Origin of the sequence: Nitrosomonas sp., assembly GCF_019635155.1 — a bacterium.
GTDB lineage: Bacteria > Pseudomonadota > Gammaproteobacteria > Burkholderiales > Nitrosomonadaceae > Nitrosomonas.
On record NZ_JAHBZY010000015.1, the window covers coordinates 62,217 to 85,864 of the forward strand.

A 23,648-nucleotide genomic window follows, 5' to 3' on the forward strand; every position below is an offset into this window, starting at 1 on the left:
AAATTTGACTTTTAGGGATGTCTATCATAGAATTCCCGACTCTTTTGAATACGCAGGACAGGTTTTCGTGAAAACATTTTCAGCCAAACCACACGAAGTAAATCATGACTGGTTTGTTATTGACGCAACAAATAAAGTGCTCGGTCGACTTGCTTCTCAAATCGCTCACCGTTTACGTGGTAAACATAAACCGATCTATACGCCTCATGTTGATACCGGTGACTATATTATTGTCATCAATGCAGACAAATTACGCGTAACCGGTAATAAAGCTGACGATAAAATTTATTATCGCCATACCGGCTATCCCGGCGGAATTTATGCAACCACTTTTAAGAAAATGCACGCTCGTTTTCCTAATCGTCCGCTTGAAAAAGCTGTTAAAGGCATGTTACCGAAGGGACCATTGGGATATGCAATGCTAAAGAAACTTAAAGTGTATGCCGGTGATTCACATCCGCATGCTGCTCAGCAACCCAAACCACTTGAGATAAGAGCCTAATATGACTACCCAATCTAATTATGGAACCGGCAGACGAAAAAGCGCGGTAGCTCGTGTTTTCATAAAACCGGGCAAGGGAGCGATCGTTATTAACGACAAACCGATTGATGATTACTTCTCCAGAAAAACCGGGCGCATGATCGTCAGGCAGCCGCTGGAATTAACAGATAATCTTTCAACATTTGATATCATGGTCAATATCCATGGAGGCGGTGAATCCGGTCAAGCTGGTGCGGTGCGTCATGGAATCACGCGGGCGTTAATTGATTATGATGCAGCTTTAAAACCGGTTCTCAGTAAAGCTGGTCTGGTTACCCGGGATGCTCGGGAAGTGGAGAGAAAGAAAGTCGGTTTACGTAAGGCGAGACGTCGTAAACAATTCTCTAAACGATAATTTTATTTGTATTTGGAATTTCAAAAGCCGCCTTGTATTGGGCGGCTTTTTTATTGATACTTTTGCAAAATACATCCAATAAAATATAGGAGTCATTATGATTAACGTCGGTATTGTCGGTGGTACAGGCTATACGGGAGTTGAATTACTTCGACTGCTCGCACTCCATCCCAAAGTCAGAATTAAAGCGATCACATCACGTAACGAAGCTGGCATCACTGTTTCTGAATTATTCACTAATCTTAGAGGCTATCTCGATCTCAAATTCAGCGACCCTACCGACGCTAAACTTAATAAATGCGACTTAGTTTTTTTTGCCACACCAAATGGCATCGCAATGCAACAAGCAGAATCTTTACTTCAGGCGGATGTGAAAATTATTGATCTCGCAGCGGATTTTCGTATCAAGAATGTTGCAGAATGGGAAAAATGGTACGGTATACGGCATGCTTGCCCAAATCTCGTAGCTGAAGCGGTTTACGGACTCCCCGAGATTAATCGAGAACAAATAAAAAATGCACGATTAATCGCCAATCCGGGCTGTTACCCCACTGCAGTACAACTCGGCTTTTTACCGTTAATAGAAGCGAAGGTCATTAACACCGATCACCTCATCGCCGATGTCAAATCGGGCGTATCCGGCGCAGGTAGAAAAGCGGAAGTTCACACTTTACTTGCTGAAGCATCCGATAATTTTAAAGCCTACGGCGTACCTGGCCACCGGCATCTCCCCGAAATTAAGCAGGGGCTATCGAATGTTGCCAAGCATCCGGTCGGTTTGACTTTTGTTCCTCACCTAGTACCGATGATTCGCGGAATTCATGCAACGCTTTATGCGAAACTCACCAAACAAGTTGATCTGCAGTCGCTCTACGAGCAACGTTATCAGAACGAAATATTTGTTGACGTATTACCAGCGGGAAAACATCCTGAAACCCGTTCTGTCAGAGGATCCAATCTTTGCCGTATCGCCGTACATCAACCACAAAATAGCGATACAGTCGTGATTTTATCTGTCACTGACAATCTCGTAAAAGGCGCGGCAGGGCAAGCAATACAAAATATGAACATCATGTTCAATCTACCTGAATCACTTGGCATTCAACAGATTCCTTTGTTACCGTAGCAGTCGATCTGTTTTTTTAGTTTGATTGCGGTAAGATGTTTTGAGTTATCCAAGAAAATAACCGGATACAATGTATGAGCAATTAATCATCAATTAATAAAATAAATACACACGGTGACTTCTCCATCCCCCCAAAAAACAGAAATTCCTCGTGTTACCATTCGTCCGCTTCGTTCGTGGCATTTTCTCTTTTCGATGGGCATCATTGGTTGTTTACTCATCTCACTGCTGTCATGGATTATGTACGAAGCCGGTAAACGCTCAGAAAGTGCGTTCAATGACGTAACTGAAGAAAACCACAGCTATTCATTTGATCCGGGAATTTGCCGGCAAACAAAGAAACGCCAATTATGTTCACAAATAGGCGACTTAACGCAACAATTGCAAATCGGCAATACTGCTAACCACGATCTTGCTGAACAAGTAAAGTCACTCTCGCAGGAAAATGATCATCTCAAAGAAAAATTAGCTTTCTTTCAACATTTTGTATCAAGCAATACAAAAAATGGAATATCAATCTATCAATTCAGTTTGAAAGAAACTGAAACATCCGGAAAATACCGCTACGCACTAACTTTAATTCAAAGCGGCGAAAGACCTAGTGATTTCAAAGGCAATCTCAAATTTCAAGTTAAATTATCTCAGAATGGCCAGAACAAGCTTATTCCTTTGGTCAACAAAAACTCAAATCGCAATTTTCCTATTGAATTCAAATTTCTGCATCGATTGGAAGAAACCTTTGTAGTACCGCCGGATGCCAACGTAGAAAATATGCAAGTTCAAATCTTTAAAGAGAGTAACAACAAAGCCATCCTTACTGAAACTGTGTCACCGGCCTTGTAAAGGAGAATAAAACATGTTCGGCAGAAGAAAAAAGAACCAACTGCATCACCATATCGATACTTTGATTGGAGCGAATACCAATCTGATCGGTGATATCCATTTCACGGGCGGCTTGCGGGTCGACGGACACATCGCCGGAAATGTCACCGCCACAGGTAACGAACACGATACCTTAGTACTCAGTAATGCAGGTAGCGTTACAGGCAAGATTAGCGTTGCCAACGTTGTAATTAATGGCACTGTCAATGGTCCTATCCATGCATCCGGCTATCTGGAGTTGCAAGAAAACGCCAAAGTTCACGGGGACATTCAGTATGGTTTGCTGGAAATACATTTAGGCGCTTCTGTTCAGGGAAAAATGATTCAAGAAAATTTTCTGGAAGACGATCATGCAAAAAATACGGATAAAATGATAACATTGATATCTTCTGCGGTCGATCAACCGCATACTTCCACAGATGAAGCGAAATAACGCTTTCTGCTGAATGAGAAATAAATTTCATCAACAAAACTTAAGCGTATATGAACACTGAAATCAATGCACCGCTCAATTTTACCGAGAGTGCGGCTGCCAAAGTCAAGCAACTCATTGAAGAAGAAGGCAACAGTCATCTTAATCTTCGAGTTTTTATCAGTGGTGGCGGTTGTTCCGGATTTCAATACGGATTCACTTTTGACGAACAAATCAACGAAGACGATACCGTAATGGAAAAAAACGGTGTTAAATTGCTGATTGATCCAATGAGTTTTCAGTATTTAATCGGAGCCGAAATTGATTATCAGGAAAATTTAAAAGGCTCGCAGTTCGTCATAAAGAATCCTGGAGCAACAAGTACTTGCGGTTGCGGATCGTCTTTTTCCGTATAAATTCCATCCAATTCGGATTGACGGGAGTTCAGGCCGGATAAATTGCACCCAGGATTCGCTCGCCTTTTGCGCCGGTCACCGATGCTAGATTCCCCGTTTCACGCAGCAAAGCCCGCCGTCCCAGCCATGCAAATGCAAAAGCTTCCACCCAATCAGCCGCAACGCCGAGCCGATCGGTCATTTCCACCTTTTTTCCGGGCATTTCACCGGCGAGCCGCCTCATCAAAGCCGCATTGTGAGCCCCTCCGCCGCAAACATAAACTTCTTCGGTATTCGGACAGAACTGAATAATCGCTGCGGCTATCGACTGCACGGTCAATTGCAGTAGTGTCGCTTGCACGTCTTCGGGCAATTCATTTCCAGAAATCTTCTGTTCCAGCCATTCAAGATTAAACCTGTCCCTGCCGGTACTTTTAGGCGGATTGCATTCAAAGTAAGGATCCGCCATACAAGTATCCAGTAAAGTCGCGATAACGTGCCCGCTGGCCGCCCAATGTCCATTGTCATCATAGTGCTGCCCTATATGACGCAAACACCAAGCATCCATTATTAAATTTCCAGGCCCGCTATCAAAACCCATGACCGGCAATCTGGAATTTAGCCGGGTAATATTAGCGATACCACCGATATTGACTATCACGCGAGGACTATCAGCATGCATAAAAACAGCCTGGTGAAAAGCAGGTACCAATGGCGCTCCTTGCCCGCCAGCAGCAATATCGCGGCTGCGAAAATCGGAAACCACGGAAATCCCGGTCAATTCCGCCAATAGCGCAGAATTAACCAGTTGTATTGTATAGCCCTTCTCTTTTTCTGGACAATGACGAACAGTTTGACCATGGCAACCGATTGCTATTATTCGTTCGGGAATGAAATTTGCTATTTCCAGCAAGCTAATAACCGCTTGTGCATAGCATTGAGATAACTGATTGCTGAGAATTGCGGCGCGATGCAATTCATCATTTCCGGATTGATGAAGCTCTAATAATTGCCTTCTTAGTTCATCATCATAGGGAAGAAAGAAAGTTTGCAGCAGCGCCGGAGGGGAATCTTGAAAATCCACCAATACCACATCCACGCCATCCAGACTGGTACCCGACATGACGCCAATATAAAAAGCAGATTCCAACTAATTTAATACTTGAGAAAAAATAAAGATCCGTAATCATCCACCATAACGACGTTGACGATTCCAGCAACGGCAAATCGCCAACGTTGGATGGATGGGATGCTTTTGGTTGATTACTCTATTGCAGCAAGCTGGATGCTACGCATGATATTCAGGCGCGCAACCAATGATTGTGTTTCTTTCTGGAAATTGTTCAAATCACGCTTGGCAATTGGCGGCGCCGTTGGCAACACCACTTTCGTCGGATCGCGCTGCACACCGTCAACACGTAATTCATAATGCAGATGCGGACCGGTTGCCATGCCGGTAGAACCGACATATCCAATCACATCACCTTGATTGATCCGTTTACCTTTCGACAATCCTGAAGCAAAACGGGATAAATGTCCATACGCTGTTTCGTATTTACCGTTATGTTTCAACACCACCAGATTTCCATACCCCCGTTGCGATCCTGAGAAAGCAACTATCCCGCTCGCCGTTGCTTTTACAGGTGTGCCTGTCGGTGCAGCATAATCAATACCACGGTGCGCACGCCATTTCTTCAGAATCGGATGAAAACGAGCGTTGGTAAAACCAGAGCTCACTCGCGTAAAAGCGAGCGGCGATAGCAGGAATGCTTTACGCAAACTGTCGCCTTCAGGTGTGTAATAGCCATCTGCACCGTTCGAAGATTTAAAATAAATGGCCTGATGGGATTTTCCTTTATTGATAAACTCAACCGCTAATACCTGGCCGGTTTTTGCCAACCGGCCGTTATTTGAGAATGTTTCATAGACAACGGTAAAGCGATCACCTTGGCGCAAATCACGATAAAAATCGATCTCGGATGCAAAAATTTCAGTCAACTGCATGGCAATATTGTTTGGAACCCCTGCATTATCAGTTGCCGCAAATAATGAACTGGTAATTACGCCGGACTTCATATGAACTTGACTATCGAGCTCAATGGATTGCTCGGTCATCTTAAATTCATCGTCCGTTTTTTCCATCAAAAACAACTCTTCGTTACCAAAGAAATAACGCAGCGATAACAATTCACCATCGGCTGTTGTTTGCGCGTAAATGGTCTTTCCCGGTCTAAGTTGGCGCATGGCGCGGCTACCGCGCGCTGCCTGAAGAAAATCGGTGGAATCCTGACTGCTTATGTCCAGCCGGTTTAGAATGGTTGCAATGGTATCACCACGACGGATGCTTTCCTGACGCCAGAATGTTTGATTCGCTTGTGCTTCGGCTAAGACATCCGGAATGGATAAATCAAGATCAAGAACAACTTCCTCTACTTGAACATCACCGAATGAAGGGGAATTTGGCGCAATTCCAAATGCCGTAACGATGCCGAAAAGCGGGATGCTGGATAGCGCTACCAGCCAGCGAATTGATTTTTTTGTTAGTTTTGATGATTTTTGAGCTAGAATCCTTTGCTTACTGCTAATAGGCGTATATAGCATCTATGAAGTACCTCCAGTCGTTTGTATCATTTTTGCAAACAGGCGCGAGTCTATCATGAAAATAGTTAATTTGTACTAAAAAACTACTAGAAAAGTACTAAAAATTTATCGCACAATTCCATAATATCAATATAAATCATTAAGTTAATATTATCGTGAAAAAATCAATAATATCTGATCTTGGCATTATAAAACGTGGCAGTCACGAACTATTAGTAGAAACAGAACTGGAAAGCAGGCTTATTTCCGGACATCCGTTGCGCGTAAAAGCCGGGTTTGATCCCACAGCACCGGATTTGCACTTAGGGCATACAGTGTTAATCAATAAATTACGCCAATTACAAGAAATGGGACATCATGTTCTGTTTCTGATCGGTGATTTCACCGGCATGATTGGTGATCCCAGTGGAAAGAATGCCACTCGCCCGCCGCTTAGCAGAGAACAAGTAGCGGAAAATGCAAAATCCTACACCGCGCAAGTTTTCAAAATATTAAAGCCTGATCAAACCGAAGTAGTATTCAATTCCACCTGGATGGATAAGCTCAACGCTGCGGATTTAATCAAACTGGCGGCAACACATACGGTGGCCCGCATGTTGGAGCGCGACGACTTCGATAAGCGCTATCGCAATAATCAAGCCATCGCTATCCATGAATTTCTCTATCCGCTGATTCAGGGATATGACTCCGTTGCACTCAAAGCTGACCTCGAACTGGGCGGAACCGACCAAAAATTCAACTTGCTGATGGGGCGGGAATTGCAAAAACATTTCGGGCAACCTCAACAATGCATCCTGACAATGCCATTGCTGGAAGGATTGGATGGCGTCAATAAAATGTCCAAATCGCTCAACAATTACGTTGGAATTACCGAAAACCCGAAAGATATTTTTGGCAAACTGATGTCGATTTCCGATCAACTGATGTGGCGTTATCTGGAATTACTGTCTTTTGAATCGCTGCAAACCATTCAAAAATGGCGTGAAGAAGTAGAATCCGGCCGCAACCCCCGCGACGTCAAAGTCCGGTTTGCACAAGAAATTGTGGCTCGATTTCACAGTCAACGCGATGCCGAAGAAGCCTTGGCGGATTTTGAAGCGCGCTTTAGACACGGCGCACTTCCCGATGAAATACCTGAAACTTCGATTCAAGCACCCGACGATGAAATTCCATTGGTGCAGGTGTTAAAGCAAAGCGGATTAACTGCCAGTACCAGTGAGGCATTGCGCATGATCGAACAAGGCGCTGTGAAATTGGACGGTGAGAAAGTGGACGATAAGTCAATGAAGTTGAAAAAAGGAATCAAGACTGTCATTCAAGTCGGCAAACGAAAATTTGCAAAAGTTGCCATTCAATAAATGAGTTCGTTGCATGATAACGCTTAATCCGGTATACTGCGCGGCCAAAGTTGGTGAGTGAATTCGCGTTCATCGACTTTATTTGGTTCCATCGTTCCTGACCTCTCTTCAATTTTGTTTCCCGGAAATTGTATATAACCTTGGTTAGCGGCGATGCTTTTTTAATCCGCTGACAAGGGCATGCACACCAATGATTCACATCCAGTGAATCATGTCGTGCGTTTCATTGTCTTTTTTAGGAAATCAACGTGTCTTTTGAAGATTTAAACTTACAACCTGCAATACTCAAAGCAATCCAGGAAGCCGGCTACACTGCACCAACGCCGATTCAACAACAAGCCATCCCCGAATTAATCGCCGGTCATGATGTCATGGCTTGCGCTCAAACAGGTACCGGCAAAACAGCGGCCTTCATGTTACCCGCTTTGCATATACTGTCTACGCCTTCACCCGTCCGCAGCAGCGGCCCCCGCGTACTGGTTCTGACACCGACACGCGAATTGGCATTGCAGGTATCCGACGCAGCCAAAAAATACGGCAAATACCTGAAACGTATCAACGTCGTCAGTATCCTGGGAGGCATGCCATATCCGCTACAAAACCGGTTATTATCGCAACCGGTCGAAATTCTGGTTGCCACACCGGGACGATTGATTGATCACATACAACGAGGCCGTATTGATTTTAAACGTCTGCAGATGCTGGTATTGGATGAAGCCGATCGCATGTTGGACATGGGTTTCATCGAAGATGTCGAAACCATTGCAGCCGCGACACCGAATACCCGCCAAACGTTACTGTTCTCCGCCACGCTCGACAATGCCATCGATAAGGTCGCTACGAAGCTGCTAAAAACGCCTAAACGCATCCAAGTCGCATCCCACAAAACCAAGCTTGACAATATCGAACAACGGCTGCATTACACCGACGACATGTCGCACAAAAATCGTTTGCTCGATCATCTGCTGCGTGACGAATCATTGAAACAAGCGATCGTGTTCACCGCCACCAAACGCGATGCCGACACCTTGGCGGATAACCTGCATGCCCAAGGCTTTGCCGCCGCCGCTTTGCATGGTGATATGAATCAGCGCGAGCGTAATCGCACGCTCACCCGATTGCGCAACGGCGGCTTGCGTGTTCTGGTGGCTACCGATGTGGCCGCCCGTGGCATCGACGTTGCCGACATCACGCATGTCATCAATTTTGACTTACCCAAATTCGCGGAAGATTACGTGCACCGCATTGGCCGTACCGGCCGCGCCGGCGCGACGGGCACAGCCGTTTCCTTCGCATCGACCAAAGACAGCCTCCATCTGTCCAGGATTGAACGCTATACCGGTCAACGCATTACCTCGCACATTATCCCTGGCTTGGAGCCACGTATCAAACCCCGTTTTCATAATAACAACCCCAAAAGCACAACAAATGTCACTCAAAAACGCAAACGAGCACCCTTTGCGAGTCACGACAGCCGCCCCGGTTTAGGCGTAACCGCCAAAACCCAGGAGCAAAGCAGAAACCGCAACAGCCAGCGTGGCAGGCCGTTCGAAGACAATCGTGCATTTGGAAACAGCAATCGTGGTGGTGCTTTCCGAAATAATAACGGGAATAAAACCGGCTATCAGTTTGCGCGTACTAAGTAATCACTTCTAAAGTTGCTTTGCTCCGAATTCAAAGGTATTGCGGAGCTAAGCAACTCTGAATGTCAACCTGATGCGCTTGGTTTATTGGCGCTCCACTAACACCCGTTCCTGCAACATCCTCACAATCCGGTATGCCGCATACGCGGCAATCAAGTGCTTGAGCGTATGGCCGCTGATCCAACCGTTTGTCCAGGCAAAGACTTGCGAATCGAATATTTCAAATAGCTTTGCGACCGCGTAGAGCGCAATCACATGAAAAACCGTATGGCCATGACTGTAACGCGATGGGAAATACAGACTGATCCAGACCATCAGCAGGATCGGATAAAACTGCATCACGATATAAAAATTCAAATTACCCGCGCCGTGCAACTCGGTCCAATACCAATACAGCACACTCGACACAGACAATGTAACCAGCAGCGGCAAAGCCACTAAACCGGCGGTTTTATTTACACGCTCGACCAGTGTCGCCGACAGTAATGCCGCAATCGCAACGACAATCGGTAATCGATCCCACAACAGATGATCAATATCCGGAGTCCAATGATAATAAATCGATCCAAACGCAACTGAAGCAACGCTGAAAAACAATATCCGGTATGGCCGGCTTTCCTTGCAATCCTGGAATACCGATTGCGCTGGATTCTGATGGATTCTCCATAGAAACAGTAAACCGGCGCCACCGCTGACCAAAAAAGCCAGATTAGACACAACATCGTTGAAATTCGGGATACCTAGAAAGCTGCGTTGGTCGGCGAAACGGTGATACTCGGCAGATTGCGCCAATGGCGGTGCCCATGCGGCAATCAAGATGACCAGAATCGATATACCCGCCAGAAACTGCCAATGCCTGTTTGAATTCATCAACTTGCAGACTCCTGCAATAACGGTCAATGCATATGCGTAACCGCGTCCTTGAGCCGCGCCACCGGGATAATAGTCATGCCGTCAATGGCTTGCTTGGGTTTGTTAGCCAACGGAATGATGGCTTGCTTAAAACCCAATTTGGCGGCTTCCTTCAACCGTTCCTGGCCGCGTTGCACCGGGCGGATCTCACCCGCCAGACCGATTTCACCGATGACGATCATTTTCTCCGCCAACGGCTTGTTTTTCAGCGATGAAACAACCGCCAGCAAAATTGCCAGATCGGCACCGGGTTCAGTAATTTTGACACCGCCCACGGCGTTGACGAACACATCCTGATCGTAACACGGGATTCCGGCGTGACGATGCAAAACCGCCAACAGCATCGCCAGCCGGTTTTGTTCCAAACCAACGCACAACCGGCGAGGATTGGGTGACCGCGCTTCGTCAACCAGCGCTTGGATTTCCACCAACAGCGGACGCGTCCCCTCTTGCGTAACCATAATGCACGATCCCGGTACTTGCGCATCGTGGTGCGACAAAAATAATGCCGAAGGGTTCTTGACTTCACGCAACCCTTTCTCGCCCATCGCAAAAACCCCTAATTCATTGACCGCGCCAAAGCGATTCTTGAACGCGCGAATCATACGGAAAGTGGAATGCATGTCGCCTTCGAAATACAGTACGGTGTCAACCATATGTTCCAGCACGCGCGGCCCTGCCAACGCCCCTTCTTTAGTGACATGGCCAACCAGAATGATGCAGGTACCGCTCGACTTCGCCAACCGCGTCAATTGCGCCGCGCATTCGCGCACCTGCGCAACCGAACCCGGCGCGGATTGTAATATTTCCGAATAAACCGTTTGGATCGAATCGACCACGGCTACAGCCGGTTTATGCTTTGCCAGTACCGCTTGGATTTTCTCCAGTTGGATTTCCGCATATAAATCAACTGAGCGCACATCAAGCGCCAGGCGCTTGGCACGCAACGCCACTTGCTGCGCTGATTCTTCGCCGCTGACGTACAGCACAGCATGCTGTGCTGACATATAAGATAATGCTTGCAACAATAAGGTCGATTTACCGATGCCCGGATCGCCGCCCAGCAACACAACCCCGCCGCGCACCATGCCGCCGCCCAACACTCGGTCCAGTTCCTCGATCCCGGTTGGATAACGCGGCTCCTCGTATGCCTCGATCGTCCCCAGATTCTGCACCTGCCCGGTTTCGGATACCGGACTGAAACGTGACACCGCTTTCTCCGCGATGGTTTCAACCAAAGTATTCCAAGCTTGGCAATGCGGACACTGGCCTTGCCATTTCAAGGTCTGGCCGCCGCATTCGGTACAGGAATAGATGGTTTTCTGTTTGGCCATCAGTCTATAAACACTATGAAGATAGCAGTCCCGATACCAACCATCGGTTTTCGCCAATGATAGATTCTTAACATGTCAATCATAAACCTCGGCTGCCGCAAATGTAGCACCGCGGGCATCTTTTTCGGATAGCACTGGAGAACCTGAAATTGGCCAATTTATCGTCAAGGTTTTATCGTTCCACACGATGCAACGTTCGAACTCCGGCGCCCAATAGTCGGTGGTGTTATATAAAAACTCGGCATTATCGGATAGCACCACGAAGCCATGCGCGAAACCAACCGGAATCCACAACTGCTTTTTGTTTTCCGCGCTGAGAATTTCCCCTACCCAGTGTCCGAATGTCGGCGAAGAGCGACGAATATCCACCGCGACATCGAACACTTCACCCACCACGACGCGCACCAATTTTCCCTGTGCATGTTGGATCTGATAATGCAAACCACGCAACACGTTATGAGCGGAACGCGAATGATTGCTCTGCACAAAACCGACGGACTTTCCAATAGCGGACTCAAATGCACGCTGATTAAAGCTCTCATAAAAGAAGCCGCGATCATCGCCGAAAACGCGCGGCTCCAGCAAAAAAACATCGGGAATGCGTAGAGGTGTCGCTTTCATCAGAATCCCCGTTTCAGAACTTGCAGCAGATATTGTCCGTAACCATTCTTGGCCAATGGCAGTGCCAGTGCCTCGAGTTGTACAGCATCGATCCAGTCTTGCCGAAATGCAATTTCCTCCGGACAAGCAATTTTGAGGCCCTGCCGGTGCTCAATGGTCGCAACAAACTGACTGGCATCCAGCAATGATTCATGCGTGCCGGTATCCAGCCAAGCGTAACCGCGCCCCATGATTTCCACGTTAAGCGCCTCATGCTCCAGATAAATACGATTTAAGTCGGTAATTTCCAGTTCGTTACGCGCCGACGGTTTCAGGTTTTTAGCGTAATCCACCACATTAGCATCATAAAAATATAAACCTGTTACAGCATAATTTGATTTCGGCAGCCCGGGCTTCTCTTCCAAATTCACGACTTTGCCACTGGCATCGAATTCAACCACGCCATAACGCTCTGGATCGTGCACGTGATACGCGAAAACACTTGCGCCTTCAGTGCGCCGCATCGCATTCATCAGCAAATGATGGAAATCATGCCCATAAAAAATGTTATCACCCAGGACTAATGCCGAAAGATCGTTGCCGATAAACGATTCGCCGATCAGAAAAGCCTGCGCCAAACCATCGGGTAAAGGTTGTTTCGCGTAAGATATATTCAGCCCCCACTGACTCCCATCTTGTAATAATTCCTGAAAACTCCCAATATCGCGCGGCGTTGAGATCACCAAAATTTCCTGAATCCCAGCGAGCATCAATGTACTCAACGGGTAATAAATCATAGGCTTATCAAATACCGGCAACAATTGCTTAGAAATTGTCTGCGTCACCGGATAAAGCCGAGTGCCGGAACCGCCTGCCAGAATAATGCCTTTTCGTCGTGGAAGCATGGATATAGAGTGACTCCTCAAATAGAATGTACCGAATAAAGCTGGATCAGTTCATGATAAACAATAGCGATTGTACTATATCTATGCCCTGCGCCGGATTATCACGCCAGCAATACCATGAGAATGTTGGTGTAAAATGATGAATTATGATCCGCATGCAACTTTATTTTCGCCTACTCGCCAAACAAGCGCCGTATAGAAAATTACACCTTCTGACAGCCTGTTCGATATTGCTCATGGCTACCACGATCGCCGTATTTCCGCTGCTTATTCATCAATTGCTTGACAGTATTTTTGTCACAAAAAACCACGCGGTATTGCAATCGACAATTCTGATGATAATCGGACTATTCACAATTCACACCGCGGCTGTTTATTTCAAACTTTTTTCGATCGGCAAAAGCGGCAGCCTTCTGGCGGATGATTTACGCATGGATCTTATCGACAAGCTGCTCGCACTGCCCGTCAACCAGTGTTTACCGTTATTCAGAAACGATCGGATCCATCAGATGATCGCTCACATTTATCAAGTATCCCCAAGCGCGATTCGCCACTTCGCGCAGTTACTGCAGGATTGCCTGATAATTTTTGGACTGCTTCTATGTACGTTGTATCTCAATCAGGAATTTACGATTCTATTGGTACTGATCGTGCCGCTGCTCGCGTTAATTCACCGGTTAACCGCGCATTCCGATCAACGGCGTTCACCGGCTCTTCACGACTTATTACAGCATTTATCCCAAGCGATCGAGCATCATAGAATAATCCGGCTGGATGGAGGGTTAGCGCAGGAAAGCGAACGTCTGAGGAAAATTTCCAAAACAATCCAACTCGATGAAGTACAGCAAACAGGACAAAGCGCTATCGTCACTTCATTCTCTCTAGCAATCGTGGTGTTGATCACAATCGCTGTAAGCTACGCCGTTGCTTTTCAGGCCATTAATGGCACCTTGGATTTACCGGAAATCGGAGCGCTTGTTACTGCAACACTTTTGCTACTGACACCTATCCAGCGTATTTTAAAAATACCTAAACAAATGGAATGCCATCAAAAACCGTTAGAAGCCATTTTTATGTTTCTGGATCAACCGTTTGAAACCGACACTGGTATCCTGGATATCCCCAGGCTCCAAGGAAAATTGGTATTCGAACAAGTACGTTATGATGACGAGGTGAGATCCAAACCAATCCTGAATCACATCAATTTCACCATTAAGCCGGGAGAAGTGGTCGTCTTCAAAGGTTATTCCACCGACGAGAAAACCGCGTTGATCGATCTGATACTTCGTTTGCAACGACCTGCCGATGGAAAAATCTGGTTGGATGATCATTTGATAGAACGCATCAAGCTCGATAGCTTGCATGCCAATATTGCCATGGTTTCTTCGGACGCTTTTTTATTGAATGACAAAGTCGCCGGCAACATCGCGTATGGCGCAAAACGCTGCAGTAACGAAGCGACCATCACCGCTGCCGCCCACGCTTCACGGGCGATGGAATTTATTCGTACGATGCCCGCCGGATTGCAAACCCAAATAGATCGGAAAGCAAACAAAATAACCCGGCAGCAATTTCTGCAGCTTGCCATCGCTCGCGCGTTTGTCAAAAACACCCCCATCTTGATCTTGGATGAGATATTCTCATTAACCGATCACGATTCCGGGAAACTGCTTTCAATTCTGGAAACACTGATGAAGAACCGCACCACGTTAATCTTCAATCAACAAATTCCGCAGCAACTCAGAAAAATTGACCGGATCATCGTACTGGAAAATGGAAGCATTACTGAAAATCTGAAAGCGCCTGATAGTTACCCGCCATGAAACACTGTTGTCCGGCAGGTTTCCCTAGGCTTCGACTTCCTTTCGACTATATTCCGGCACCCAATTGATCAGTTGATCGCGAACTTCTTGATCATCGAGCACGGTAATTTTCTCCAGCCATGAAATTAAATCGGCCAACCATTGCTCATCCACCTGCTGCGCTTGCGCGATGCGCAGTTTTTGATGGGGTGTCGCATAGGTATTTTCATTAACCGCCAACAATTCCTCATGGAGTTTTTCGCCAGGTCGAAGACCGGTATAAACAATGCGGATATCGCCTTCAGCCAATCCGGACAAATGAATTAAGTCATTCGCCAGATCCACGATCCTGACCGGATCTCCCATATCCAACACAAAAATCTCTCCACCGCCCCTAACACCTCCCATCAATCCTGCCTGTAAAACCAATTGCGCAGCTTCGGGAATCGACATGAAATAGCGCGTCATATCGGGATGCGTAATGGTGATCGGGCCACCCCGGGCGATCTGCTCTTGGAATTTGGGTATGACGCTACCGGTACTACCCAGCACATTGCCAAAACGTACCATCACAAAACAAGTACGCTGCGTTTGGTTTTTCTGAATGGATTGCTGCAAAGCCTGACAGACCATTTCCGCCAAACGCTTGGTGGCTCCCATGACACTCACCGGGTTCACGGCTTTATCAGTGGAAACCAAAACAAATTTTTCGACGCCAAAACGAATCGCCACTTGTGCCAGTATATAAGTGCCTAGAACATTATTCAGTAAAGCCTGGCACGCATTTCCTTGTTCCATCAACGGCACATGCTTATAAGCGGCAGCATGAAAAACCACCGCAGGGCGGTATTGCTCGAATAATTGCACCATCCGCGCCTGATCTTTGATATCGCCGATCAAGAACGACATATTCATTTCCGGATATCGTGCTGCAAATTCTTCCTGAACACTGTACAACGCATATTCGTTGCGCTCGAAAAAAACAATCCGTCCTGGCGCGAATGCCGCCAATTGCCGGCATAGTTCCGAGCCGATGGATCCTCCCGCACCGGTTACTAAAACAACTTTCTCCGTCAGCAAGCCATGTAGTCCTTCGTCATCCAGAACCACCGGTGCCCGGCCCAGCAAATCATCCAATTGAATCTCGCGAATATTGGATACCGTCGCTTTGCCGCCGATTAAATCGGCATACGATGGCACCGTCATCGCCTTAACACCGAGTTCCGAACAAATTTCCAATGCTTGCCGGTGAATCCGGCGCGAAACCGATGGCGTCGCAATAATCACATGCTCAACATTGAGTTTATGTATCCAATGCGGTAGCTCATCAATTTTTCCCAATACTCGGATACCTTGTAAACGGGTGCCATATTTTCTTGGATCGTCATCCAGCATACCGACCACATGCCATTCCCGGCTTCCGGTCAATGCTTTCACCAAATTGACCGCCGTACTGCCTGCTCCAATAATTAATACCAATTTGGCTTCAGGGCTTTCCAAACCGTATAAGCGGCGTTCTTTCCAAGCACGATAAATCAAGCGGCTGCCGCCCATAATAAACATCAATAAGAGCGGTGCAAGTACCATGACCGATCCCGGAATTTTTGCCAGCAAACCAAACGCCCCTGACAACAAAATCACAGCCGTGGAACCAGCCATCACAGCCACGAAAATTCTTTTTAAATCCGGCAAGCTGGCATAACGCCACAATCCGCGATAAAGCCCTAGCCACAAAAAGAAACCACCTTGAATCAGCACGATCCACGGAATAGCCTCTAAAAGGAACAATACCGACGAAGCAGGAACATGAAAGTTAAAGCGAAATAAATACGCAAGCCACCAAGCTGCAGCGACCGCGATAAAGTCATGGGTAAAAGCGATAAAAGTGCGAACTCCGTATCGACCAACGAACATGTTATCCTCGGTCAGAAAACGATTTAAGACTCCGATCGGCAATCATCATTGCTGCCAAATAAACACCTCCCCACATCATCATGACCCATTGTTGCACCACCATGTCTTGTCCATTGATCCACGTTGCACTCGCACCTGCCATCAGCATTAACGCATAAGCCGACAATGCGGTATTGCGATGGCCGAAACCACTTTGCACCAAGCGCTGATAATAATGCTCCCGATGCGCTTGCCAAATTTTTTTCCCGTGGAATAAACGTTTTGTCAGCGTCACTGTTGCATCCGCAATGAAAGGGGAAAAAACCAATAGAGGCACCCAAATCGTCCAGAGCTGATTCAACCACCCCAGCACTCCAAGCACTGCCGCCAGATACCCTAATGGAACCGAACCTGCATCACCCATAAAAACCCTCGCCGGATGAAAATTGTGCAATAAAAAAGCCACTGCCGCAGCGGCAATCGAGAAATTAATCATGGCAAAATTGTAATCACCCGCCCAAAAAGCGATCAATCCATAATAACCGAATCCGATAACCGTCATCCCACCTGCCAATCCATCCGAACCATCCATGAAATTATAAAGGTTCGACATCCAGATTACTGCGATTATCACACACAACACCACCGACCAGTCATAGGTATTGAATAAAAGTACAACTGCAAACCAAGCAGCCGCGACCGCATGAATCAGTAACCGGCACCACACCGGTGCATGCCAAATGTCATCGATCAACGATATGACCATCAGCAATGCCACACCCAACAAAACAGTGAATGGCATGATTGCCGAGAAACAGAACCATGCAACCATCGTTCCGAATAATAGACAGACACCACCGACCCGGGGAACCGGAACCGTATGTAGCGAACGCGCATTCGGTTGATCCAGCACCCAATCCGCTTTTCTTTTAAGCAGCCATAAAATGGAAAAAAACGACAAAAAAAACGCCAGAGAAGGCGCTAAAAACATCGAATAAGGAAAATCCAAAACCATAGTATGCGGATTTATCCGTTATGAGCTATATAAAAACACAAACCACTTTCCCCTCGTTGCCGACGGAAAAGTGGTATCAGAGCGAATAAGGATTGTTACTAATCCAGTGTATCCTAGAACATCGGTTTTGCCGCATAAGTCTTATGTGCGGCCGCTGCAGCAGTGCCGCGTTCGACTTTAACACCCATATCGGACAGAATGGTTTCCAAAGCATTCAAACAGAAAATCACATTCTCCACTCGGCAGGATGTACCCATCAAACCGAAGCGCCATACTTTTCCAGCGAAATCGCCCAAACCAGCACCGATTTCCAAGCTGTAATCATCCAACAGACGGCGGCGCACTTCTTTTTCATCCACGCCGGCAGGCACATAAACCGAATTCAGTTGCGGCAAGCGATGCTCTTCTTTTACCACGTAATTCATTCCCAGGGTCGCAAAACCGGCTTTCAACGCTTCGTAATTGTAACGATGGCGCGCCCAAGAATGCTCCAAACCTTCCTCATACAACATCAGCAGCGATTCATGCAATCCATATAAGGCATTGGTCGGCGCAGTATGATGGTAAGTACGGGCCGCCGAACCCCAGTAATTCAGCAACAGGCTGATATCCATGAACCAGCTATGCACTTTGGTTTTGCGATTCTTAACCAGCTCGGTCACGCGCTCGGAAAAACTCACCGGGGACAAGCCCGGCGGGCAGGATAAGCATTTTTGGCTACCGGAATAAATCGCATCGATACCCCATTCATCCACTTTAATGGGCGTACCGCCTAACGAAGTAACAGTATCGACAATCGTCAAGCAATTATATTTCCGCGCAATTTCACACAACGTTTTAGCATCGGATTGCGCACCGGTCGAGGTTTCGGCATGCACGAACGCCACAATCTTGGCATCCGGATTTTTCTTCAACGCATCTTCAACTTTCTGCGGATCGACCGGCTCCCCCCATTTGTCATCGACCACCACCGCTACACCGCCATGACGTTCAACATTCTCGATCATACGGCCGCCAAACACACCGTTGCGGCAAACGATCACTTTATCGCCAGGTTCGATGGTATTGACGAAGCACATTTCCATCCCTACCGAACCCGGGCCGGATACCGGAAAAGTCATGCGATTCTTGGTTTGGAAGGCATAACGCATCAATCCCTTAATCTCTTCCATCATCTCGGTAAAAACAGGATCCAAGTGACCCAAGGTTGGGCGCGCCATCGCATTCAACACGCGCGGATGTGTATCCGATGGCCCAGGCCCCATCAAAACACGTTGTGGCGGGTAAAATACTTTGGCTTCTTTTTCAGGGCGAAAATCTTCGGTATTCATGAACAATCCTAAGTTAGTAATTTTAGTTTGATTAATCTTGTAAAAAAGTCAGATTCTAACAAGCGAAATGTGAGTTTACTATAATCTTAGAAGCACTCAATAAATTATCCTTATAGTTAAGCTAAGAAATTTTCATAACAACATGAAATTTAAAAGATTTAAACAAAAAATATTCGACTCGTCAATTGCCCTCCGACAATCGATAGCAAAGCAATCAAAACCAGACTCGATTGCCGGAGCGGCATTAGCAATGGTTGACCGGAAGGTTCCAAACCGTTAACATGCGCTACTCACCAATTCCCCGATAGCTCAGTCGGTAGAGCGACGGACTGTTAATCCGCAGGTCCCAGGTTCGAGCCCTGGTCGGGGAGCCAATTAAATTAATTGGTTATGCTCAATAGCCAAAGTAGTTAATTTTATTAGTAGCCTTATAGTAGACTGAATAACTAACCTCAGAATTTAAGTATATTTAATATGCTCTAGACTAGCAGAGTTAATAACATCTGATGAGCTGCCATCGTTCACTAGCAAGTTCACCAGGTTGTTTTTTCCAACGCCATTCAGATTCTTTTAAATGCAGCTCAAAGTTAACTGACACGCCGTTAAACTTTGCAAGCCGCCGCTTGGTAAAGCTCCAAAACGATTCGATACCATTAATATGGCAATGTCCATTCCGAGCAAATTCATTATCACCATGGGATACACGAAAATGCTTAGAGTATCCTACATCTACCAAACCGTTATAACCACGCCAGCCATCACTATAAATGACACTTTCAATTGATACTTTACCCAGTATTACCGCTTGTAAAGTCAAGCGTTTACAGTCCGGTACTATTTCGGTGTATACCCTACCATCTCGCTCAAACACACCAAATACAGGTTGTTTTAATGTGCCGCGACCGCGTTTGAGTTTGCCATGATAACCACGACGCCATTTCGCACCAAAATAGCTTTCATCAACTTCCATTCTACCTAACAACTTGTCTTTAAGGGCAGTCTGATGACGATATATTACTTGCCTGAAAATGCCATACCAACGATTAATCGTGTTACGATTTTTACCTAATAGCAAAGCTGTTTTGCTGGCAGGTATATCAATACAGAAGCATTGAATTATTTTTTTAATTAAAATAGAGCGCGATATTTACCAGTCATTTCCGGTAATCAAATTACAATGTCTTGATTAAATATAATATCGGTAGCAAGTGAAATTTCTGCGTATAGTCATTGCAAAACACTAACGCCATAGATGAGCTGTGAGCAAAATTAGCCCGTGCTTCTATTCCTCTTCCTGCAAGGTAAGTGCCAATTTTGATTGTCGGCTCCATCTTATTGTTAGGCGGCGCTCTTCTCTCGAGTATCCGCCTCCACGCAGGACCAAGTGTAGGGCTAAACACCTAATCAAGATGCAAGGATTCTATCAGCCTGGCTGATAGCAACTCGATCTCCTCAACCAAACCTTCTCGAATCGTCGCGCGTGCCACAAACTCGTTTGGGCCACGCCCGTAGTACCAGTAATGAGTTGTCGTTACACCGTTCGAAAATGTGCTGCCATCAGGGCGCCGTACGATAATCGGCTCTTCTGACGTCTTTACTACATCGGGCTGACCACATTTTTCTTCCATCTCCGAAGATGGCATACCTTCTCGAGCGAGATAGCTACCGCAACGAAAAGAATCAGCCTGAGAGACGATTGGCCCACCAAGAATCACGACTGTGGTCAGAAGCCGAAAGAGCCCCAAATTGGATTTCATGACTCTACCTATGCAGATGATGTAAGAAGTTGCGCGTCTCGGGTCGAAAGCGACCCCTCGCCCCCAAAGCCTAGCATGTGCTCTCGGTGCCGCCTAACGTGGAGGTAAGGGGCGCACCGCCGGCAGGCGGAGCGTCCCAGTGGCCGAGGGCCACGCCTTGACCGTAGGGTTAGCCGTTGGCGCGCGGAGGCACATATTGGACCTTGACTCCAAATGCGGAAGGCTCGGCGCGAACAATCCGTGCGAGGGGATGATGCTCAATGCGCAGAGCGGAGGGCCCAACCCAAGCCACTTGAACACTCGGACCGCCGCCAGCACCGGAAGGGGCGGCATTGTGGTTTGAGTCGGCAACGAAGAGGTTGCCACCTTCGTTCGGCAATGAACTGGCGGCCTCAATTACCGAAACATGCGTAGCGAAGCCAGTAGTTGCCCCGCAATCTCGCTCGAAGACAACCGCCTTCAGTTTGCCATTAGGCGACGGCACTTCAAGGATTGGCGAGTTACCGCAGAGTTCGTTCGCCCCAGAAAAAAGAAAGGCGAACACGAGGATTGGAATGCCGACGATTCCGACCAACCCGGCTAGACCGACGCCGACGACTTTCAGTAAATGCGCAGCGAGAGGATGCATCTCAGACGGCTAACGCCCACATAAACGGCGCGACGCAAGGAGCGTCCGGCGACCAACGGGAGCGAATTTGATATGTTTGTTAGGTGCTAAACTCATACTTCAATCACTGAGTAAAACAGGGATATTGTTCGGATGTTCACCACCGTTTCCAAATATTTTTAAAACTGGTGCTCTGGAGTTATGAGACTTGCCTTTTGAATCAACAAGCCAATAATCTGCACACACTATGACAATAGTGTCATTTGTTGAATCTGGCGGGTAATCAATCGTCATAAACCTTATTGATTCAAATGATACGTGGCTTGTAGCAACTTCTCCGGGTTTTAGTGCTTGAGCGTTAATATCCCATGCCCCATGATCTCCTCCGACAGCACCCTTTGAGCAATCTTCTAATGATGGCACTCTTTCATTTTGTCCATATGCTGATGCTATAAGATTCATGCTGGTTACAATAACTGGCAACTCTCCGGCATTAATGAAAGAGACGTCAGCTTCAATATTAATCGTAGGATGACGATCATCGCCTTCACCTATCGGATGTACAGTCCAGTTTGGATTCGATACGGTTGCTCTAAAATCATTGTATTTGGACTGCGCCAAGTAAAAAGAAAACCCTGAAATAAAAAGAGCGACAACAGATATGCTAATCGTAATGTAGTCTTTGGTTTCCACTTTTCTTCCTCGGGCACCTAACGTTTGACATGAGCGGTGGCGCAAGGGCGTAGCCCTTGTGACATCCGCTCGATGGAAGGGTTAGGCCGCACTCGCCTCGATTTCACTGACGACTTCTTCCGCTGTGACTATGAACTTCTCGATGACTTGGTTGAGCGCGACATACGAAGAAGACTCCTCGTCGAAGAACTGACCATCCTGGTTCAATAGAGGTCGCTGTTCCTTGATTTGTGACCCACCACTGACAAGTGTGACGAGCCCGCCAGAACCCACTGATAGCACTGACGCGCCCCGTTGAGCCACGAGCTTTACAGGACCACCAATAAAGACTTCTTGCTGCTTCGGGTTTGGCGGGCTTATGCCGAACCGATGAAAATCATGAATTCGGATTCGTTCTATCAGGGCGTAGTAGGGAAGTTTTGGAGATACGTGATTCTCCAGATCTTTGCGGTTCCAGTACAGCGTGGGTTCGCCTGGGTCTCTGATTTCTTGCTTCTCTGCGGCCTCAAGCATCAACTCCACAACTGCGCGGCAAGAGTAAATGGCGGCTAGGGAGAGCCGATGTGCTGTGACTGCCTCAGGTGCCGCGCGAGTCATCTCTAGGAAGAGCCTGGCGCGTGAGAGGTGTTCTCGCATGCCTTGGAATCGAGGGCTTGCCAAGTTGTGCTCCCTTGCTGGTGTGGCCTAACTACAATTAGACGTCCGAAATGACGCAATATATTACGTCATAAGTCAAATCTAACACGAAGTGATTCATGGTATCTCCTTATTTTTCAGACTTAACGACTGATTTAGCTGTCACGCTATCAGTTTTTAGATCCACCATAGCGTGAATAGCTTGAAAGAAAAAATGCAAAACAGAACCAAACCTTGCAATTAATATAACGTGTGCTCAAGAATTTTGAATCGTAATTTGCAGCGATTACTCGATACGCCGTATTCGCATCGTGAACAAGCCAAGCAGTTTAGTTGCTTGTATCGATAGCATTCTTTACCGTCGCGTCGTACAAACTTCCAGCAGCGTATTTATGAATGATGCTGGCAATCAAGGTTTGATACGGCATGCCTTGTTCCATCGCCCGTCTTTGAATTGCCGTCAGATCTCTGCCGGAAATTCTGATGTTGATCCGTTTGTCTTTTTTGAACGTTTGCGCTGCCGCTGCCTCGATCATTTTTTTGCGCGACGGCGTCAATCCGGATTGAAATTCATCCGACTCGAAAGCTTCGAGCAATGCTTTTTCTTCCAACTCCAGCTTTGTTTTTTTCATCGTTTGTCACCAAAGTATTGTTTTGTCGCCTTTCGGCTAGGGATGATTGTTTTAAGGAATATTTCTTCTTCGGTTTCCACATAAGGAACCAAATAAACATATTCGCCGATCGAGACTACAAAAATCCGTTGCTGCGGATACTTATCCTTATTTGGATGGAACATATCGTCCAGTAATCCTCCCGATTGAAGTGAAAAAATGACGCTCTCAAATGAAAT

The 23,648-nt window shown here is 46.8% G+C and carries 25 protein-coding genes and 1 tRNA gene; 10 read left to right on the forward strand and 16 right to left on the reverse strand.

Going from position 1 to position 23,648, the window contains the following annotated elements; translation table 11 throughout:
* Positions 1-67 precede the first annotated feature (67 nt).
* The 6 genes from rplM (at position 68) to erpA (ending at position 3,732) form a co-directional block, all read left to right on the forward strand.
* Entirely contained in the window at positions 68-502 is a 435-nt protein-coding gene (gene rplM, locus KF839_RS10975) for a 50S ribosomal protein L13 (protein WP_292917884.1), read from the forward strand.
* 1 nt (position 503) lies between these two features.
* The gene (rpsI, locus tag KF839_RS10980) at positions 504-896 is read left to right on the forward strand and encodes a 30S ribosomal protein S9 (protein WP_292917885.1); all 393 of its coding nucleotides are present in this window, start codon (positions 504-506) and stop codon (positions 894-896) included.
* Between the two features lie 97 nt (positions 897-993).
* Positions 994-2,022, forward strand: a complete 1,029-nt coding sequence (argC, locus tag KF839_RS10985; protein ID WP_292917886.1) for an N-acetyl-gamma-glutamyl-phosphate reductase — start codon at positions 994-996, stop codon at positions 2,020-2,022.
* 114 nt (positions 2,023-2,136) lie between these two features.
* Positions 2,137-2,865, forward strand: a complete 729-nt coding sequence (locus KF839_RS10990) for a DUF6776 family protein (protein WP_292917887.1) — start codon at positions 2,137-2,139, stop codon at positions 2,863-2,865.
* Between the two features lie 13 nt (positions 2,866-2,878).
* Entirely contained in the window at positions 2,879-3,337 is a 459-nt protein-coding gene (locus KF839_RS10995) for a bactofilin family protein (RefSeq protein WP_292917888.1), read from the forward strand.
* Between the two features lie 50 nt (positions 3,338-3,387).
* Positions 3,388-3,732 carry an iron-sulfur cluster insertion protein ErpA gene (gene erpA, locus KF839_RS11000; protein WP_292917889.1) on the forward strand — a complete coding sequence of 115 codons (345 nt, stop codon included), beginning with the start codon at positions 3,388-3,390 and terminating at the stop codon, positions 3,730-3,732.
* 28 nt (positions 3,733-3,760) lie between these two features.
* On the opposite strand, the gene KF839_RS11005 is transcribed toward erpA, so the two are convergent.
* Together KF839_RS11005 and KF839_RS11010 are read right to left on the reverse strand one after the other, a co-directional pair.
* Entirely contained in the window at positions 3,761-4,861 is a 1,101-nt protein-coding gene (locus KF839_RS11005; protein WP_292917890.1) for an anhydro-N-acetylmuramic acid kinase, read from the reverse strand.
* 113 nt (positions 4,862-4,974) lie between these two features.
* Complete coding sequence (locus KF839_RS11010; RefSeq protein WP_292917891.1) at positions 4,975-6,312, reverse strand: peptidoglycan DD-metalloendopeptidase family protein; 1,338 nt, start codon at positions 6,310-6,312, stop codon at positions 4,975-4,977.
* Between the two features lie 155 nt (positions 6,313-6,467).
* Between KF839_RS11010 and tyrS the strand changes: the two genes are divergently transcribed.
* Together tyrS and KF839_RS11020 are read left to right on the forward strand one after the other, a co-directional pair.
* Complete coding sequence (gene tyrS / locus KF839_RS11015) at positions 6,468-7,670, forward strand: tyrosine--tRNA ligase (RefSeq protein ID WP_292917892.1); 1,203 nt, start codon at positions 6,468-6,470, stop codon at positions 7,668-7,670.
* A 248-nt stretch (positions 7,671-7,918) separates the two neighbouring features.
* Positions 7,919-9,316 (forward strand): DEAD/DEAH box helicase, encoded by a 1,398-nt coding sequence (locus KF839_RS11020; RefSeq protein ID WP_292917893.1) that lies wholly within the window; start codon positions 7,919-7,921, stop codon positions 9,314-9,316.
* 81 nt (positions 9,317-9,397) lie between these two features.
* Here KF839_RS11020 and KF839_RS11025 read toward each other — a convergent pair whose 3' ends face one another.
* From KF839_RS11025 to rfbA, 4 genes are all read right to left on the reverse strand, one after another.
* A complete protein-coding gene (locus tag KF839_RS11025) occupies positions 9,398-10,183 on the reverse strand; it encodes an alkaline phytoceramidase (protein ID WP_292917894.1) in 786 nt (261 codons plus the stop codon).
* 26 nt (positions 10,184-10,209) lie between these two features.
* Positions 10,210-11,559, reverse strand: coding sequence for a DNA repair protein RadA (radA, locus tag KF839_RS11030; protein ID WP_292917895.1), 1,350 nt, complete (start codon positions 11,557-11,559; stop codon positions 10,210-10,212).
* 75 nt (positions 11,560-11,634) lie between these two features.
* Positions 11,635-12,180 carry a dTDP-4-dehydrorhamnose 3,5-epimerase gene (gene rfbC / locus KF839_RS11035; protein ID WP_292917896.1) on the reverse strand — a complete coding sequence of 182 codons (546 nt, stop codon included), beginning with the start codon at positions 12,178-12,180 and terminating at the stop codon, positions 11,635-11,637.
* Positions 12,180-13,064 (reverse strand): glucose-1-phosphate thymidylyltransferase RfbA, encoded by an 885-nt coding sequence (rfbA, locus tag KF839_RS11040; RefSeq protein ID WP_292917897.1) that lies wholly within the window; start codon positions 13,062-13,064, stop codon positions 12,180-12,182. Before rfbA ends, rfbC begins: the two co-directional genes overlap by 1 nt.
* 155 nt (positions 13,065-13,219) lie before the next feature.
* Here rfbA and KF839_RS11045 point away from each other — a divergent pair, with 155 nt between their 5' ends.
* Entirely contained in the window at positions 13,220-14,887 is a 1,668-nt protein-coding gene (locus tag KF839_RS11045; RefSeq protein ID WP_292917898.1) for an ATP-binding cassette domain-containing protein, read from the forward strand.
* Between the two features lie 24 nt (positions 14,888-14,911).
* Here the strand turns inward: KF839_RS11045 and KF839_RS11050 are convergent, their stop codons facing one another.
* The 3 genes from KF839_RS11050 to KF839_RS11060 all read right to left on the reverse strand — a co-directional run bounded on the left by KF839_RS11050 (position 14,912) and on the right by KF839_RS11060 (position 19,105).
* On the reverse strand, positions 14,912-16,780 hold the full coding sequence (locus KF839_RS11050; RefSeq protein WP_292917910.1) for a polysaccharide biosynthesis protein: 1,869 nt from the start codon (positions 16,778-16,780) through the stop codon (positions 14,912-14,914).
* 1 nt (position 16,781) lies between these two features.
* A complete protein-coding gene (locus KF839_RS11055; RefSeq protein ID WP_292917899.1) occupies positions 16,782-17,750 on the reverse strand; it encodes an MraY family glycosyltransferase in 969 nt (322 codons plus the stop codon).
* A gap of 137 nt (positions 17,751-17,887) precedes the next feature.
* Complete coding sequence (locus KF839_RS11060) at positions 17,888-19,105, reverse strand: pyridoxal-phosphate-dependent aminotransferase family protein (protein WP_292917900.1); 1,218 nt, start codon at positions 19,103-19,105, stop codon at positions 17,888-17,890.
* Positions 19,106-19,403: 298 nt separating this feature from the next.
* On the opposite strand from KF839_RS11060, the gene KF839_RS11065 reads away from it, so the two are divergent.
* Positions 19,404-19,479: transfer RNA gene (locus KF839_RS11065), tRNA-Asn, on the forward strand.
* Between the two features lie 119 nt (positions 19,480-19,598).
* Here the strand turns inward: KF839_RS11065 and KF839_RS11070 are convergent.
* From KF839_RS11070 to KF839_RS11100, 7 genes are all read right to left on the reverse strand, one after another.
* Positions 19,599-20,252, reverse strand: a complete 654-nt coding sequence (locus tag KF839_RS11070) for an IS1595 family transposase (RefSeq protein ID WP_292917911.1) — start codon at positions 20,250-20,252, stop codon at positions 19,599-19,601.
* A 253-nt stretch (positions 20,253-20,505) separates the two neighbouring features.
* Positions 20,506-20,862 carry a DUF2845 domain-containing protein gene (locus KF839_RS11075; protein ID WP_292917901.1) on the reverse strand — a complete coding sequence of 119 codons (357 nt, stop codon included), beginning with the start codon at positions 20,860-20,862 and terminating at the stop codon, positions 20,506-20,508.
* A gap of 169 nt (positions 20,863-21,031) precedes the next feature.
* On the reverse strand, positions 21,032-21,490 hold the full coding sequence (locus KF839_RS11080) for a hypothetical protein (protein ID WP_292917902.1): 459 nt from the start codon (positions 21,488-21,490) through the stop codon (positions 21,032-21,034).
* Between the two features lie 99 nt (positions 21,491-21,589).
* Positions 21,590-22,162, reverse strand: a complete 573-nt coding sequence (locus KF839_RS11085; protein WP_292917903.1) for a hypothetical protein — start codon at positions 22,160-22,162, stop codon at positions 21,590-21,592.
* Positions 22,163-22,243: 81 nt separating this feature from the next.
* The gene (locus KF839_RS11090) at positions 22,244-22,822 is read right to left on the reverse strand and encodes a hypothetical protein (protein ID WP_292917904.1); all 579 of its coding nucleotides are present in this window, start codon (positions 22,820-22,822) and stop codon (positions 22,244-22,246) included.
* Positions 22,823-23,127: 305 nt separating this feature from the next.
* On the reverse strand, positions 23,128-23,430 hold the full coding sequence (locus KF839_RS11095; protein ID WP_292917905.1) for a hypothetical protein: 303 nt from the start codon (positions 23,428-23,430) through the stop codon (positions 23,128-23,130).
* Positions 23,427-23,648, reverse strand: a 222-nt coding sequence (locus KF839_RS11100) for a toxin (protein ID WP_292917906.1), incomplete at its 5' end; no start/stop codon positions are given. The genes KF839_RS11095 and KF839_RS11100, both read right to left, overlap by 4 nt.